This window comes from Micromonospora sp. WMMD961, from assembly GCF_029626145.1.
Lineage (GTDB): Bacteria > Actinomycetota > Actinomycetes > Mycobacteriales > Micromonosporaceae > Micromonospora.
Map to the genome: position 1 here is coordinate 2887501 of NZ_JARUBJ010000002.1, position 14134 is coordinate 2901634.

The window sequence follows — 14134 nt, forward strand, 5'->3', positions numbered from 1 at the left end:
GTGATACCTGTCAGGGGTTGCGTGGTCGGGGTTGTGGGACCCTGCTGAACAAGCTGACACTTGTTCGAGGAGTTACAAAGTCAGTGGCTAGTCGAACAGTCTGGAATGGCTGACCGTAGACGGTGAGAGTCCGGTAGGTGAAAGTTGCTGACCTTCTGTGGGTGTTCCCGAGTAGCGGCGGACCCCTGAAATCTGCCGTGAATCTGCCAGGACCACCTGGTAAGCCTAAATACTTCCTGGTGACCGATAGCGGACGAGTACCGTGAGGGAATGGTGAAAAGTACCCCGGGAGGGGAGTGAAATAGTACCTGAAACCGTTCGCCTACAATCCGTCGGAGCCTTGCGGGGTGACGGCGTGCCTTTTGAAGAATGAGCCTGCGAGTTAGTGGCATGTGGCGAGGTTAACCCGTGTGGGGGAGCCGTAGCGAAAGCGAGTCTGAATAGGGCGATTCAGTCGCGTGTCCTAGACCCGAAGCGGAGTGATCTAGCCATGGGCAGGCTGAAGCGCGGGTAAGACCGCGTGGAGGGCCGAACCCACCAACGTTGAAAAGTTGGGGGATGACCTGTGGTTAGGGGTGAAAGGCCAATCAAACTCCGTGATAGCTGGTTCTCCCCGAAATGCATTTAGGTGCAGCGTCGCGTGTTTCTTGCCGGAGGTAGAGCACTGGATGGTCTAGGGGGCCCACAAGCTTACCGAAATCAGCCAAACTCCGAATGCCGGTAAGTGAGAGCGCGGCAGTGAGACTGCGGGGGATAAGCTTCGTAGTCGAGAGGGAAACAGCCCAGATCACCAGCTAAGGCCCCTAAGCGTGTGCTAAGTGGAAAAGGATGTGGGGTCGCATAGACAACCAGGAGGTTGGCTTAGAAGCAGCCACCCTTTAAAGAGTGCGTAATAGCTCACTGGTCAAGTGGTTCCGCGCCGACAATGTAGCGGGGCTCAAGCACACCGCCGAAGCTGTGGCATTCACATTTTAACCACGCGTGCCCTTGATGGTGCGTGCAGGTGTGTGGATGGGTAGGGGAGCGTCGTGCCGCGAGTGAAGCAGCGGGGTGACCCAGTTGTGGACGCGGCACGAGTGAGAATGCAGGCATGAGTAGCGAAAGAAGGGTGAGAAACCCTTCCGCCGGATGACCAAGGGTTCCAGGGCCAGGCTAATCCGCCCTGGGTGAGTCGGGACCTAAGGCGAGGCCGAGAGGCGTAGTCGATGGACAACGGGTTGATATTCCCGTACCCGCGAAAGAGCGTCCCTGATGAACCTCGTTGTGCTAACCACCCGAACTGACGGAGACCTTCGGGTTGATGTTGGGGAGCGTGGGAACCTGGCGGGTAGTAGTCAAGCGATGGGGTGACGCAGGAAGGTAGCTGAGCCCGGCCGGTGGTTGTGCCGGGGTAAGCGTGTAGGCCGTGGTGTAGGCAAATCCGCACCACATGAAGGCTGAGACGTGATGCCGAGCCGATTCAGGTGAAGTCAGTGATCCTATGCTGCCGAGAAAAGCCTCTAGCGAGTTCTTAGCGGCCCGTACCCCAAACCGACACAGGTGGTCAGGTAGAGAATACCGAGGCGATCGGGCGAACTGTGGTTAAGGAACTCGGCAAATTGCCCCCGTAACTTAGGGAGAAGGGGGGCCGGAGACGTGAAGCCCCGCGCGGGTGGAGCGTTGTATGGCCGCAGAGAGCAGGGGGAAGCGACTGTTTACTAAAAACACAGGTCCATGCGAAGAAGTAATTCGATGTATATGGACTGACGCCTGCCCGGTGCTGGAACGTTAAGGGGACCTGTTAGCTCTTTGGGGCGAAGCGGAGAACTTAAGCGCCAGTAAACGGCGGTGGTAACTATAACCATCCTAAGGTAGCGAAATTCCTTGTCGGGTAAGTTCCGACCTGCACGAATGGCGTAACGACTTCCCCACTGTCTCAACCACAGGCCCGGCGAAATTGCAGTACGAGTAAAGATGCTCGTTACGCGCGGCAGGACGGAAAGACCCCGGGACCTTTACTATAGCTTGACATTGGTACTCGAATTAGCTTGTGTAGGATAGGTGGGAGCCGGTGAAGTCCATACGCCAGTATGGGTGGAGGCAATCTTGAAATACCACTCTGGTTGATTTGGGTATCTAACTTCGGACCGTTATCCGGTTCAGGGACAGTGTCTGGTGGGTAGTTTAACTGGGGCGGTTGCCTCCTAAAAGGTAACGGAGGCGCCCAAAGGTTCCCTCAGCCTGGTTGGCAATCAGGTGTTGAGTGCAAGTACACAAGGGAGCTTGACTGTGAGACTGACAGGTCGAGCAGGGACGAAAGTCGGGACTAGTGATCCGGCACTTGCGAGTGGAAGCGGTGTCGCTCAACGGATAAAAGGTACCCCGGGGATAACAGGCTGATCTTCCCCAAGAGTCCATATCGACGGGATGGTTTGGCACCTCGATGTCGGCTCGTCGCATCCTGGGGCTGTAGCAGGTCCCAAGGGTTGGGCTGTTCGCCCATTAAAGCGGTACGCGAGCTGGGTTTAGAACGTCGTGAGACAGTTCGGTCCCTATCCGCCGTGCGCGTAGGATACTTGAGAAGGGCTGTCCCTAGTACGAGAGGACCGGGACGGACGAACCTCTGGTGTGCCAGTTGTCCTGCCAAGGGCACGGCTGGTTAGCTACGTTCGGAAGGGATAACCGCTGAAAGCATCTAAGCGGGAAGCCTGCTTCAAGATGAGGTATCCCACCCACTTTGTGGGGTAAGGCCCCCAGCTAGACGACTGGGTTGATAGGCCGGAAATGTAAGCCCGGTAACGGGTTCAGTTGACCGGTACTAATAGGCCGAGGACTTGACTACTAAGCTGCTACGCGTCCACTGTGCAACTCTGAACGAGCGAACACCCGCGTGTGTGTGCCCGGGGGTTGTTTGATATGTTCATAGAGTTACGGCGGTCATGGCGGAGGGGAAACGCCCGGTTACATTCCGAACCCGGAAGCTAAGCCCTCCAGCGCCGATGGTACTGCACTCGTGAGGGTGTGGGAGAGTAGGACGCCGCCGGACAATCTTCCAGTCGAGGGCCGCCCCATCCGGGTCGGCCCTCGACTGCGTAGCGCCATTGGTGGCGCAATCAGGAAGGATGTACCTGTGAGTTCAGGACCGCAGGGCGGAGACCGTCCCCGTCGTTACGAAGACCGTACTGACGGTGCGGGCGGACGCGACCGCGGCCCACGCCGCGACGACCGAGACCGGCCCCCGTACCGGGGCGACCGCGACAGCAGCGGCGGCTACGCCGGCGGCCGCGACTCTGGTTTCCGTGGCGGCGACCGGGACGGGTCTCGCTCCAGCGCTCCGCGTGACGGTGGTTTCCGTGGCGGCGACCGCCGTGAAGGCGGCGGCTTCCGCGGTGGTGACCGTGAGGGTGGTTTCCGCGGCGGTGACCGTCGCGAGGGTGGTTTCCGTGGCGGTGACCGTGATGGTTCGCGCTCGGGCGCTCCGCGTGAGGGCGGTTTCCGTGGCGGCGACCGGGACGGGTCTCGCTCCAGCGCTCCGCGTGACGGTGGTTTCCGTGGCGGCGACCGCCGTGAAGGCGGCGGCTTCCGCGGTGGTGACCGTGAGGGTGGTTTCCGCGGCGGTGACCGCCGTGAAGGCGGTTACCGCGGCGGCGACCGGGACGGGTCTCGCTCCAGCGCTCCGCGTGACGGTGGTTTCCGTGGCGGTGACCGTGATGGTTCGCGCTCGGGCGCTCCGCGTGAGGGCGGTTTCCGTGGCGGCGACCGGGACGGGTCTCGCTCCAGCGCTCCGCGTGACGGTGGTTTCCGTGGCGGTGACCGCCGTGAAGGCGGCGGCTTCCGCGGTGGTGACCGTGAGGGTGGTTTCCGCGGCGGTGACCGTCGCGAAGGCGGCGGCTTCCGCGGTGGTGACCGTGAGGGTGGTTTCCGCGGCGGTGACCGTGATGGTTCGCGCTCGGGCGCTCCGCGTGAGGGCGGTTACCGCGGCGGCGACCGGGACGGGTCTCGCTCCAGCGCTCCGCGCGAGGGTGGTTTCCGCGGCGGCGACCGCCGCGAGAGCGGCTTCCGCGAGGGTTCGCGGCCTGGTGCGTCCCGCGAGGGCGGTGGCTTCCGTGGTGGCGACCGCGACGGTGGTTTCCGTGGCGGTGACCGCGATGGCTCTCGTTCCGGTGCTCCGCGCGAGGGTGGTTTCCGTGGCGGTGACCGTCGCGAGGGTGGCTTCCGTGGCGGTGACCGTGATGGTTCGCGCTCCAGCGCTCCGCGCGACGGTGGCTTCCGTGGCGGTGACAGTCGTGAAGGCGGTGACCGTGACGGTGGTTTCCGGGGTGGCGACCGTCGTGACGGCGGTGGCTTCCGTGGTGGCGACCGCGAGGGTGGTTACCGTAGTGGCGACCGCCGCGAGGGCGGCTTCCGGGGCGGCGACCGTGATGGTTCGCGCTCCAGCGCTTCGCGCGAGGGCGGCTTCCGGGGCGGTGACCGTCGTGAGGGTGGCTTCCGGGGCGACGACCGTCGCGAAGGTGGTTTTCGCGCGGGTTCGCGGCCTGGTGCGTCCCGCGAGGGCGGCGGTTTCCGTGGTGGTGACCGCGAGGGTGGTTTCCGTGGCGGCGACCGTCGTGAAGGCGGATTCCGCGGTGGTGACCGTCGTGAGGCCGGCGCTCCCCGTTCGGGTGGCTTCCGCGGTGGCGACCGTGACGGCGCGCGGCCGAGTGGGTCGCGCGACGGCGGCGGCTACCGGGGTGGCGACCGCGAGAGCGGCGGCTACCGGGGTGGTGACCGCGAGAGCGGCGGCTACCGGGGTGGCGACCGCGAGAGCGGCGGCTATCGAGGTGGTGACCGGGCGGGTACTTCCCGGGCCGACGAGCGGCCGCGTCGCGAGGGCGAGTTCCGCCGCGACGACCGCGCTGGCGGCTCCGAGTCGTTCGAGGGCGGGCGTAGCTCTGCTCCGGCGCTGCCGGACGACATCGTCGCGGCCGACCTCGACAAGGATGTTCGCGCTGAGCTGCTCTCGTTGAACAAGCCGGTCGCCGAGACGGTGGCTCGGCACCTGGTCGCGACAGGTCGAATGATCGACGAGGATCCGGCGGAGGCGTTGGCGCACGCGCTGGCCGCGCGGCGGCTCGCGTCGCGCATCTCCGCCGTCCGCGAGGCTGTCGGCCTGGCCGCGTACCACGCGGGGGAGTGGCAGACGGCGATTGCCGAGCTGCGCACGTACCACCGGATGAGTGGGCTGCAGAGCCACCTGGCCGTGCTCGCGGACTGTGAGCGGGCTCTGGGCCGGCCCGAGCGGGCCATCGACCTCTTCCGCGGCGCTGACCGGGACAAGCTGGACCAGGCCGTGGCGATCGAGCTCTTGATCGTCGCTGCCGGTGCGCGCGGGGACCTCGGGCAGAAGGACGCCGCGGTCGCGATGCTCCAGGTCCCGGACCTCACCAGCGAGGCGACGGTGCCGTGGACGGCGCGACTGCGGTACGCGTACGCGGACGCCCTGCTCGCCGTGGGCCGGCGTGAGGAGGCCCGCGAGTGGTTCTCCCGCGCTGCCGACGTCGACACCGAGGGTGAGACCGACGCCGCCGAGCGGCTGCTGGAACTCGACGGCGTCGTCATCGAGGGCGACGAGGAGGACGAGGCCGCGGAGGAGATCGCCGCGGGCCCGGGTGCTCCCGGCGCGGTCCCGGCCCAACCGGACGCCGACCTGACCGGCGAGGACCGCGAGGACTTCGACGAGGACGACGAAGACGACGAGGACGACGAAGACGACGACGACCGTGAGGACGGCGACGACTTCGACGACGACGAACGGGACGATGTCGTCGGTCGCTCCGGCGATGACGAGGGCTTCGACGACGAGGACGAGGACCGTCACCCGGACGAGGCCGCGCGCAACGCCGATCCGGACACCGATTCCGACGACAGCGCGACGTCCGACGCCGCGACGAGCGCCGACCGGACCGCTCTGGCCCGGGACGACGAGTCGGGGTCGACGCAGCGATGAGTGCGGACGCCGGGGAGCGGCTGGTCGACGGGTACACCCTGGTCGTCTTCGACCTGGACGGTGTGATCTACCTGATCGACCGGCCGATCCCCGGCGCCGTCGAGGCGGTGGCCCGGCTGCACGACGAGAAGGTGGCGGTGGCGTACGCCACCAACAACGCGTCCCGTCGGTCCAGCGAGGTCGCCGCCCTGCTGACGGGCATGGGTGTGCCGGCTCGACCGGAGGAGGTGCTCACCTCCGCCGCGGCGTCGGCCGAGGTGCTGCGCGACCGGCTTCCCGCTGGCGCGCCGGTGCTGGTGGTCGGCGCGGAGGCGCTGCGCGCGGAGGTGCGCGCGGTCGGCCTGACCCCGGTCACCCAGGCCGACGAGAACCCGGCCGCGGTGGTGCAGGGGTACGGCCCGCAGGTGGGTTGGGCCGAACTGGCCGAGGCCTCGGTCGCGGTGCGGGCCGGTGCGCTCTGGATCGCCACCAACACCGACCGGACGCTGCCCAGTGGACGTGGCCCGCTGCCGGGCAACGGGTCGCTGGTGGCCGTGTTGCGGACGGCGCTGGAGCGGGACCCGGACGTGGTGGTCGGCAAGCCGGAGTCGGCGCTGTTCGAGACGGCCGCTCGGCGCGGGGGTGGTGGCCGGAGCCTGGTGGTGGGTGACCGGCTGGACACCGACATCGAGGGCGCCCGCCGGGCCGGCCTGGACAGTCTGCTGGTGCTCACCGGCGTCAGCGGCGTGGCGGATCTGCTGGCCGCCGAACCGCGGCGGCGGCCCACGTACGTCGCGAGGGACCTGGCGGGGCTCTTCGACCCGGCGGCCGTCGTGCGGGTCCCGGGCCCGGCCGACGTCGGCGGCTGGTCGGTGACCGACCGCGACGGTGCGCTGGAGTTGGCGGGGTCGGGTCGGCCGCTGGACGCGCTGGCGGCGCTCTGTGCGGTGGCCTGGTCGGCGTCGGAGCCGACGCTGCCGAAGATCCGCCCGATCGGCGCGGACGCGACGCACGCCGTGGAGAGCTTCGGTCTGACCGCCGCTGCCTGATTCCTGGTCGCCACTGCCCGACCCGGGTCAGACAGGTGGCGTCCATCAGAGCAGTTTGCGCAGCTTCAGCAGGTCGAACGGGTTCGCCTTGATCGACACCCGGCGGGAGGCCACCGCGCCGGTGACGTCCAGGTCGCCGCGGACCAGGGCGAGCAGGTCGTCGCTGGACGTACTCAACGCGATCTTGGCTTTGGGGTCGTCGCCGTCGGTCAGCTCGACGAGTCGACCGCCGGTGATGCGGCCGTGGAACGCGGCGTCCAGGTCGGTGATCCGGCAGGCCAGCGTCCGGTCCAGATCGATCCGCTCGCGCACCGTCTCCGCGTTGCGGTCCAGCCGGGCGGCCAGCTCCTGCAACGCCTGCCGGCACTCGTCCACGCTGGCCACATGTCCCCCTCGATCATCGCCACGCCGTCCTCGGCACCGTACCGCACGGCACAGTCCGGGGTGCCCGGTAGCGTGACACCTGCACACTCCGCCCCGTGGAAGGACTCAGGCATGCAGGACGCGTGGCGCGCCTACCTCGAACTGGCCATGGGCCTCACGGAGGCGCCCCGGAAGAAGGCCCAGGACGTGGCACGTCGCCTCGTCGGCTCCGGTGGCGCGACCGCCGCCCAACTCCAGGCGCTCGGCGAGGAGCTGGTCACCACCGGCGCCGCCAACCGGGAGGCGCTGACCAAGCTGGTCCGCTTCGAGGTCGACCGGGCTCTCGGCGCGGTCGGCCTGGCCACCGCGGACGAGGTGGCCGAGCTGACCCGGCGGGTGCACGACCTGGAACGGCAGCTGCGCGAGGCGCGCGCCGCCGAGCCGGCGGACACGCCGAGCGCCGTTGCGTCGGAGCGACCCGACCCGACCCTCGCCGCGCGGCCGGGAGACCGTCTGGTGCCGTCCGACGGCCCGGCGGGCGCCCCGGTCTCCGCGCCGGCGGTCGCGAAGCCCGCAGCGAAGAAGGCAGTGGCGAAGAAGGCGGTCGCCAAGAAGGCCATCGCGAAGAAGCCACCGGCGACGATCAGCCGGACCGACGACGAGGCGCCCACTCCGGCGGCCATGCCCGCCAAGAAGGCGGTCCGTAAGCAGCCACCGGACGCCGCCGAATGAGCCGGCCCCACCCGCCGGCTGGCGGGTCGTTCCCGCCCCGGCCGGGTCCGCCGGCAGGTGGGTCGTTCCCGGCCCGCCCCGGTCCTGCGGCGGGTTCCCGCCCCGGCCCGCTGCCGGACGTGGGGGACGACACGGCGCGGCACCCGGCGGTGGACGCCGCCGTGCAGGCCATGACCAACGCGGCGACGCTCGCCCCGGCCGACCAGATCGCGCAGTACGAGGCGGCCTACGAGACACTGCGGGAAACCCTCGCCACCATCGACCAGACCTGAGCGGCACGGCCAGGACTGAGCAGACCGGAGAACCACCCATGGCACGTCGTAACCGGCTGGACGCCGAACTTGTCCGCCGCGGTCTGGCCCGTTCCCGGGAGCAGGCCGCCGGGCTGGTGGAGGCCGGCCGGGTCCAGCTGCGCGGGGTGGTCGCGCGTAAGGCCGCCGCGATGGTCGACCCCGCCGATCCGCTGCTGGTGACCGGCGAGGACCCGACCGAGGAGTACGTCTCCCGGGGCGGGCACAAGCTGGCCGGCGCGCTGACCGCGTTCGGCGCCGGTGGGCTTCGGGTCGCCGGCCGGCGCTGCCTGGACGCCGGCGCCTCGACCGGTGGCTTCACCGACGTGCTGTTGCGCGCCGACGCCGCCGAGGTGGTGGCGGTGGACGTCGGCTACGGGCAGCTCGCCTGGTCACTGCGCACCGACGAGCGGGTACGGGTGCTGGAACGCACGAATGTTCGTACCCTCGACCCGGACACGATCGGTGGGCAGGTCGACCTCACGGTGGCCGACCTGTCGTTCATCTCGCTGCGGTTGGTGCTGCCGGCGTTGGCCGGCTGCACCCGCGACGACGGTGACCTGGCGCTGATGGTGAAACCGCAGTTCGAGGTGGGCAAGGAACGGGTTGGCACCGGTGGTGTGGTCCGCGATCCGGAGCTGCGCGCCGAGGCGGTGCTGGACGTGGCCGCGGCGGCGGCCACGCTCGGCCTCGGGCTGGCCGACGTGGCGGCCAGCCCGCTGCCCGGGCCGAGCGGCAATGTGGAGTTCTTCGTATGGTTGCGCCGGGGCGCACCGCCGGCCGATCCGCAACGGGTGCGGGCCGTGGTGGCGGCCGGGCCGGACGGCCCGACAGCGGCCGGCGGCGTGCCGGACGTGACGGCGGCGGCGGAGGAGGTCGCAGGGTGAACGCGCGCAGCGGGGGCACCGCCACGACACGCGGTGGGAGCGGAGCGACGGTGGTGCGGCGCCGCCAGGTCCGGGACGGGCGGGCGACCCGATGAGCCGGACCGCTCTGCTGGTGACCCACACCGGTCGTCGCCGTAGCACGGAGCACGCCCGGTCGGTCGCGGCCGACCTGATCGACGCGGGTTTCGAGGTACGGGTGGTCGCCGACGAGGCCGAGGACCTCGACCTGCCCGGTGTGGTGCCGGTCGCGGGCCAGAAGGCCGCCGAGGGTGCCGAGATCGTCTTCGCGCTCGGCGGTGACGGCACCTTCCTGCGTGCCGCCGAGCTGGCCCGCCCGGCGATGGCACCGCTGCTCGGCATCAACCTCGGCAAGGTGGGGTTCCTGGCCGAGGCGGAGATCGACGACCTGGACGTCGCGGTACGTGACGTCGTCAGTCGCAACTACACCGTCGACGAGCGGCTCACCCTGGACGTCACCGCCGAGTTCGACGGCGGGCCGACCATCGAGTCCTGGGCGCTCAACGAGATCAGCATCGAGAAGGGCGAGCGGGCGCAGATGCTCGAACTGCTCGTCGACGTGGATGGGCGCCCGTTGTCCCGCTACGGCTGCGACGGTGTCGTCTGCGCGACGCCCACCGGCTCCACCGCGTACGCGTTCTCCGGCGGCGGCCCGGTGGTCTGGCCGGAGGTGGAGGCGCTGCTGTTGGTGCCGATCAGCGCGCACGCGTTGTTCAGCCGCCCGCTGGTGACGGCTCCGACGTCCACCTTCGTGATCACTGTCGACCCGTTCACCACCCTCGCCGTGCTCTCCTGCGACGGGCGTCGGGTCTACGACCTGCCGCCGGGCGCCCGGGTGACGGTGCGTCGGGGTGCCCTGCCGGTGCGTATCGTGCGGCTGCGACCCCGACCGTTCACCGACCGGCTGGTCGCCAAGTTCGGCCTGCCGGTGCACGGTTGGCGGGGCAGCCGCCGGTGACCGTGACGCACACCGACGGTGGACGTCGGTTGTCCACCTGACGACATGTCGCCGCTGCGGCGGCTGGTGACTAGTGACCTGGTGACAGGCTCCGACGCAGACTCCGATCGGCCCTCATCTACGGATGGCGGGCCTGGAGGAGTAGAGGAGCACATCGCATGCACTGGTCCCCACGCTGGCTCGCCGTCGGTGCGGTCGGCGCCTTGGTGGTCGGCCTCGCCGCACCGGCGTCCGCCGACCCGCCCGCCCGGCCCACCGGCCCGACATCGGGCACGCCCACCCCGCACGCCGCACCCGTCCGCATCACGCTGATCACCGGCGACCAGGTCGACCTGGTACCAGCGGCACCTGGTCGGGTCGCCGCCACCGTCCGTCCGGGACCCGGGCGTGAACGGATCGTCTTCCAGACCATGCAGGTCGACGGCACGCTACGGGTACTTCCCAGCGACGCCCTGCCCTACGTCTCCAGCGGGGTCCTCGACGCCGACCTGTTCGACGTGCAGGAGTTGGCCGCCGACGGCTACGGCGACGCCGCGCAGGGCGCGTTGCCACTGATCGTGCGCTACCAGGAGCCCGCTGCCGGCCGGGTGCGACCCCTCGCCGGCACCACCGACGCCCGGCCGCTGGAGAGCATCAACGGCGCCGCGCTGCGGGTCGGCAAGGGTGACCTCGGTGGCCTGTGGACCACGCTCGCCGGCACGCCGGCCAGCCGGAGCACGACTGCCGCCGCGCCCCGGCTGGGTGCTGGCGTCGCGCGGATCTGGCTGGACGGGCGCGTCCGCCCGGCGCTGGAGCACTCCGTGCCGCAGATCGGCGCCCCGACGGCCTGGGCGGCCGGCCGTGACGGCGCCGGCGTCAAGGTGGCGGTGCTCGACACCGGCGTCGACGCCACCCACCCCGACCTGGCCGGACGGATCGCCGAGGCGCAGGACTTCTCCGGCAGCGGCAGCGCCCGCGACGGGCACGGCCACGGCACCCACGTGGCGGCCACCATCGCCGGCAGCGGGGCGGCGTCCGACGGGCTGCGCAAGGGCGTGGCCCCCGGCGCGCAGCTGCTGGTGGGCAAGGTGCTCGACGACAACGGTTCCGGCTACGACTCGGCCATCATCGCCGGCATGGAGTGGGCCGCCCACTCCGGCGCGAAGGTGGTCAGCATGAGCCTCGGTGGCGACCCGACCGACGGCACCGACCCGATGAGCCAGGCGGTCAACGACCTGACCGCCGAGACCGGCGCGCTGTTCGTGGTCGCCGCCGGCAACTCGGGTGCTGCGCGTACCGTCGGCGCGCCGGGCGCGGCCGCGGCGGCGCTCACCGTCGGGGCGGTGGACCGCGACGACAATCTCGCCGACTTCTCCAGCCGTGGTCCGCGGCTCGGCGACAACGGCCTCAAGCCGGAGATCACCGCACCGGGCGTCGGCATCATCGCCGCGCGGGCCGCCGGGACCACGATGGGTACGCCGGTGGGCGACGCCTACACGACCGCGTCGGGCACCTCGATGGCGACCCCGCACGTGGCCGGCGCGGCGGCGATCCTCGCCCAGGAGCACCCGGACTGGGCTGCCGGGAAGCTCAAGGACGCTCTGGTCAGCACCACGAAGGCCAACCCGGCGTTGACCGTGTTCGAGCAGGGTGGCGGTCGGGTCGACGTGGCGCGGGCACTCGGGCAGCGGGTGTACGCGTCGGCCACCGCGGACTTCGGCCGGATCTCCACCGGCGGTGCGGCGGTCGAGCGGACCGTGACGTACACCAACGGCACGAAGACCGCGCAGACCCTGCGGCTGGCCCTGGAGTTGCGCAACCTGGACACCGGCGCGGTCGAGGCCGACGGGGTCGCCGTGACCTCCGGCGAGGTGACGGTTCCGGCGGGTGGCAGCGTGGCCGTGCCACTGCGGGCCGACCCGGCGAAGCTGGCCCGGGGCCCGCACGGTGGCTGGCTGGTGGCGACCGGCACCGACGGTGTCGCCGTGCGTACCCCGGTCGGGCTGACCGTCAGCGGTCCGCAGCACCTTGTCACCATCAAGCTGCTGGACCGGCAGGGTCAACCGGGCCTCTCGCCGGGGTTGACCTTCTTCGGTGAGCAGCCCGAGTCGGACTTCTGGGGCCTGTGGGGTGGCGAGGGCACCCTGCAGGTCGAGGAGGGCACGTACGTGCTGACCGCGCTGCTCACGCACGGCGTACCCCTGGACGAGCAGATGACCCAGATGATCGAGCCGGAGGTGACCGTCGACCGGGACCTGACCGTGGTGCTCGACGCGCGCAAGGGCACGCCGGTACGCATCGAGACGCCGAAGCCCAGCGAGCAGCGGGCCACGCTCAGCTACTACGTGCACCGGGTGCTGGGCAACGGCCGGCAGATCGACCACGGGGTGATGGCCTACAGCACCGTTCAGCAGGTCAACGTCACGCCGACCCGGCAGGTGCGTCAGGGTGAGTTCGAGTTCGCCTCGCGCTGGCAGCTCGTCGCTCCCATGGTGGACGCGAAGATCAGCGGGGTGTCCGGTGCGGCGGACATCAACCTGCTGGGCACGTCGCCGGCGCCGACCGGTCGGCGCAAACTGCCGCTGGTCTGGGCCGGCACCGGCACCCCCGGCGAGCTGACCCGGGTGCGGGGTGCCGCCGTGCTGCTCGGCGCGGATCCGAACCGCTCGGAGGAGGAGCAGGTGGCCGCCGCCGCGGCAGCCGGCGCCGCCGCGGTGCTGATCGTCCGTCCCGAGGACCAGAGCGCGTGGACGGTGTGGCGGCCCGCCGGTGAGCGGCTGCCGATCCCGGCGATGGTGGTCGCGTACGACGACGGGCAGCGGCTGATCGCGGCGGCGCGTAAGGGCCGGGCGACGCTGGACCTGACGCTGACCGTGGACAGCCCCTACCTGTACGACGTGTGGCAGGTGTCGAAGGGCCGCGTGCCGGAGCGGATCGTGCACACGGTGACCGCGAAGAACACCGCCGAGGTGACCGCGAGTTACGCCGACATGGGCGCGGGTTGGGCCACCGAGGAGCGGTTCGGCTGGCGTCCGTGGCAGGAGTACGCCTGGAACGACGACCAGCGGATGGTCCGCAACGGGACCACCCGGCAGGAGTTCGTCAGCGCCGGGGACTCCTGGTGGCAGCACCGGGTGCTGCACAAGTCCATGTTCATGCAGTGGGGGCAGTTGGCCGGCGGCCTGACCCAGGAGCCCCGGCGGTACGCCGCCGACGACCGGGCCACCGAGACGTGGCACGCCCCGGTGGTCCGCCCGGCCGTCCCGGCCAGCGGGGCGTCGGTGCCCACCCGGACCGGTGACAGCCTGGACCTGCGGGTGCCCGAGTTCGTCGACGCGCAGGGGCACTACAGCGTGGCCGGCAACAGTGAGGAGTCGGACACCGTCGAGGCCCGGGTCAGCCGCAACGGGCAGCAGATCGCCGATCTCTCCGACGGGTGGGCCCCGGTGCCCGCCACCCCGGGCCGGGCCCGCTACCGGCTGGACCTGACCACGAAGAGGTCCTCGGCCGAGTGGCGCTACGGCACCCGCACCGACACGGCCTGGGAGTTCACCTCGGCCCGGCCGGCGGGCGAGGCGGCTGCGCCGTTGTCGCTGTTGCAGGTGGACTACCAGGTGCCGGCGGACCTGCTCGGCACGGTACGCGGCAACCGGCCGCACCAGGTGGCGTTGACCCTGCGGCAGCCGGCCGGAGTGCCGGCGCCGACCGGCACCAGCGTCCGGGTGCAGGTCTCCTTCGACGGGGGCGTCACCTGGCGTACCGCGTCGACCAAGGGGTCGGGCACCCGGTACACCGCGACCGTGCCGGCGGGGCGCGGAACGGTGTCGCTGCGGGTGCACGCCGCCGACCGGGCCGGGAACACCGTCGACCAGACGGTGCTCCAGGCGTACGGGCTGCGCTGATCGGCGCGGGGT

At 70.2% G+C, this 14134-nt stretch carries 9 protein-coding genes and 2 rRNA genes (1 of these 11 cut by a window edge); 9 read left to right on the plus strand and 2 right to left on the minus strand.

The window, feature by feature from the left end; genetic code table 11:
* Positions 1 to 2821: ribosomal RNA gene (locus O7614_RS13635) — 23S ribosomal RNA — on the plus strand (it extends 288 nt beyond the left edge of the window).
* 87 nt (positions 2822 to 2908) lie between these two features.
* Positions 2909 to 3025, plus strand: a 5S ribosomal RNA gene (gene rrf, locus O7614_RS13640).
* 90 nt (positions 3026 to 3115) lie between these two features.
* Here the strand turns inward: rrf and O7614_RS13645 are convergent.
* Positions 3116 to 5017: a hypothetical protein gene (locus tag O7614_RS13645; protein ID WP_278138815.1), complete on the minus strand. Its 1902-nt coding sequence runs from the start codon at positions 5015 to 5017 to the stop codon at positions 3116 to 3118.
* Between O7614_RS13645 and O7614_RS13650 the strand changes: the two genes are divergently transcribed.
* The gene (locus tag O7614_RS13650; protein WP_278142253.1) at positions 5006 to 5965 is read left to right on the plus strand and encodes a Replicase polyprotein 1ab; all 960 of its coding nucleotides are present in this window, start codon (positions 5006 to 5008) and stop codon (positions 5963 to 5965) included. The two genes, O7614_RS13645 and O7614_RS13650, sit on opposite strands and share 12 nt — an antisense overlap.
* The gene (locus O7614_RS13655) at positions 5962 to 6993 is read left to right on the plus strand and encodes an HAD-IIA family hydrolase (protein ID WP_278138816.1); all 1032 of its coding nucleotides are present in this window, start codon (positions 5962 to 5964) and stop codon (positions 6991 to 6993) included. Before O7614_RS13650 ends, O7614_RS13655 begins: the two co-directional genes overlap by 4 nt.
* A gap of 45 nt (positions 6994 to 7038) precedes the next feature.
* Here the strand turns inward: O7614_RS13655 and O7614_RS13660 are convergent, their stop codons facing one another.
* A complete protein-coding gene (locus tag O7614_RS13660) occupies positions 7039 to 7377 on the minus strand; it encodes an SCP2 sterol-binding domain-containing protein (protein ID WP_278138817.1) in 339 nt (112 codons plus the stop codon).
* Positions 7378 to 7488: 111 nt separating this feature from the next.
* Between O7614_RS13660 and O7614_RS13665 the strand changes: the two genes are divergently transcribed.
* The 5 genes from O7614_RS13665 (at position 7489) to O7614_RS13685 (ending at position 14122) form a co-directional block, all read left to right on the plus strand.
* Positions 7489 to 8088, plus strand: coding sequence for a hypothetical protein (locus O7614_RS13665; RefSeq protein WP_278138818.1), 600 nt, complete (start codon positions 7489 to 7491; stop codon positions 8086 to 8088).
* A complete protein-coding gene (locus tag O7614_RS13670) occupies positions 8085 to 8360 on the plus strand; it encodes a hypothetical protein (protein ID WP_278138819.1) in 276 nt (91 codons plus the stop codon). Before O7614_RS13665 ends, O7614_RS13670 begins: the two co-directional genes overlap by 4 nt.
* Positions 8361 to 8398: 38 nt before the next feature.
* On the plus strand, positions 8399 to 9265 hold the full coding sequence (locus O7614_RS13675) for a TlyA family RNA methyltransferase (protein ID WP_278138820.1): 867 nt from the start codon (positions 8399 to 8401) through the stop codon (positions 9263 to 9265).
* Positions 9266 to 9356: 91 nt separating this feature from the next.
* Positions 9357 to 10241, plus strand: a complete 885-nt coding sequence (locus tag O7614_RS13680) for an NAD kinase (RefSeq protein ID WP_278138821.1) — start codon at positions 9357 to 9359, stop codon at positions 10239 to 10241.
* A gap of 158 nt (positions 10242 to 10399) precedes the next feature.
* Positions 10400 to 14122: a S8 family serine peptidase gene (locus tag O7614_RS13685; protein ID WP_278138822.1), complete on the plus strand. Its 3723-nt coding sequence runs from the start codon at positions 10400 to 10402 to the stop codon at positions 14120 to 14122.
* Positions 14123 to 14134 lie beyond the last annotated feature (12 nt).

Coding starts and splice junctions, on each gene's coding strand:
- O7614_RS13655 (WP_278138816.1), top strand. CDS start 5,962: ATGAGTGCGGACGCCGGGGAGCGGCTGGTCGACGGGTACACCCTGGTC.
- O7614_RS13665 (WP_278138818.1), top strand. CDS start 7,489: ATGCAGGACGCGTGGCGCGCCTACCTCGAACTGGCCATGGGCCTCACG.
- O7614_RS13670 (WP_278138819.1), top strand. CDS start 8,085: ATGAGCCGGCCCCACCCGCCGGCTGGCGGGTCGTTCCCGCCCCGGCCG.
- O7614_RS13675 (WP_278138820.1), top strand. CDS start 8,399: ATGGCACGTCGTAACCGGCTGGACGCCGAACTTGTCCGCCGCGGTCTG.
- O7614_RS13680 (WP_278138821.1), top strand. CDS start 9,357: ATGAGCCGGACCGCTCTGCTGGTGACCCACACCGGTCGTCGCCGTAGC.
- O7614_RS13685 (WP_278138822.1), top strand. CDS start 10,400: ATGCACTGGTCCCCACGCTGGCTCGCCGTCGGTGCGGTCGGCGCCTTG.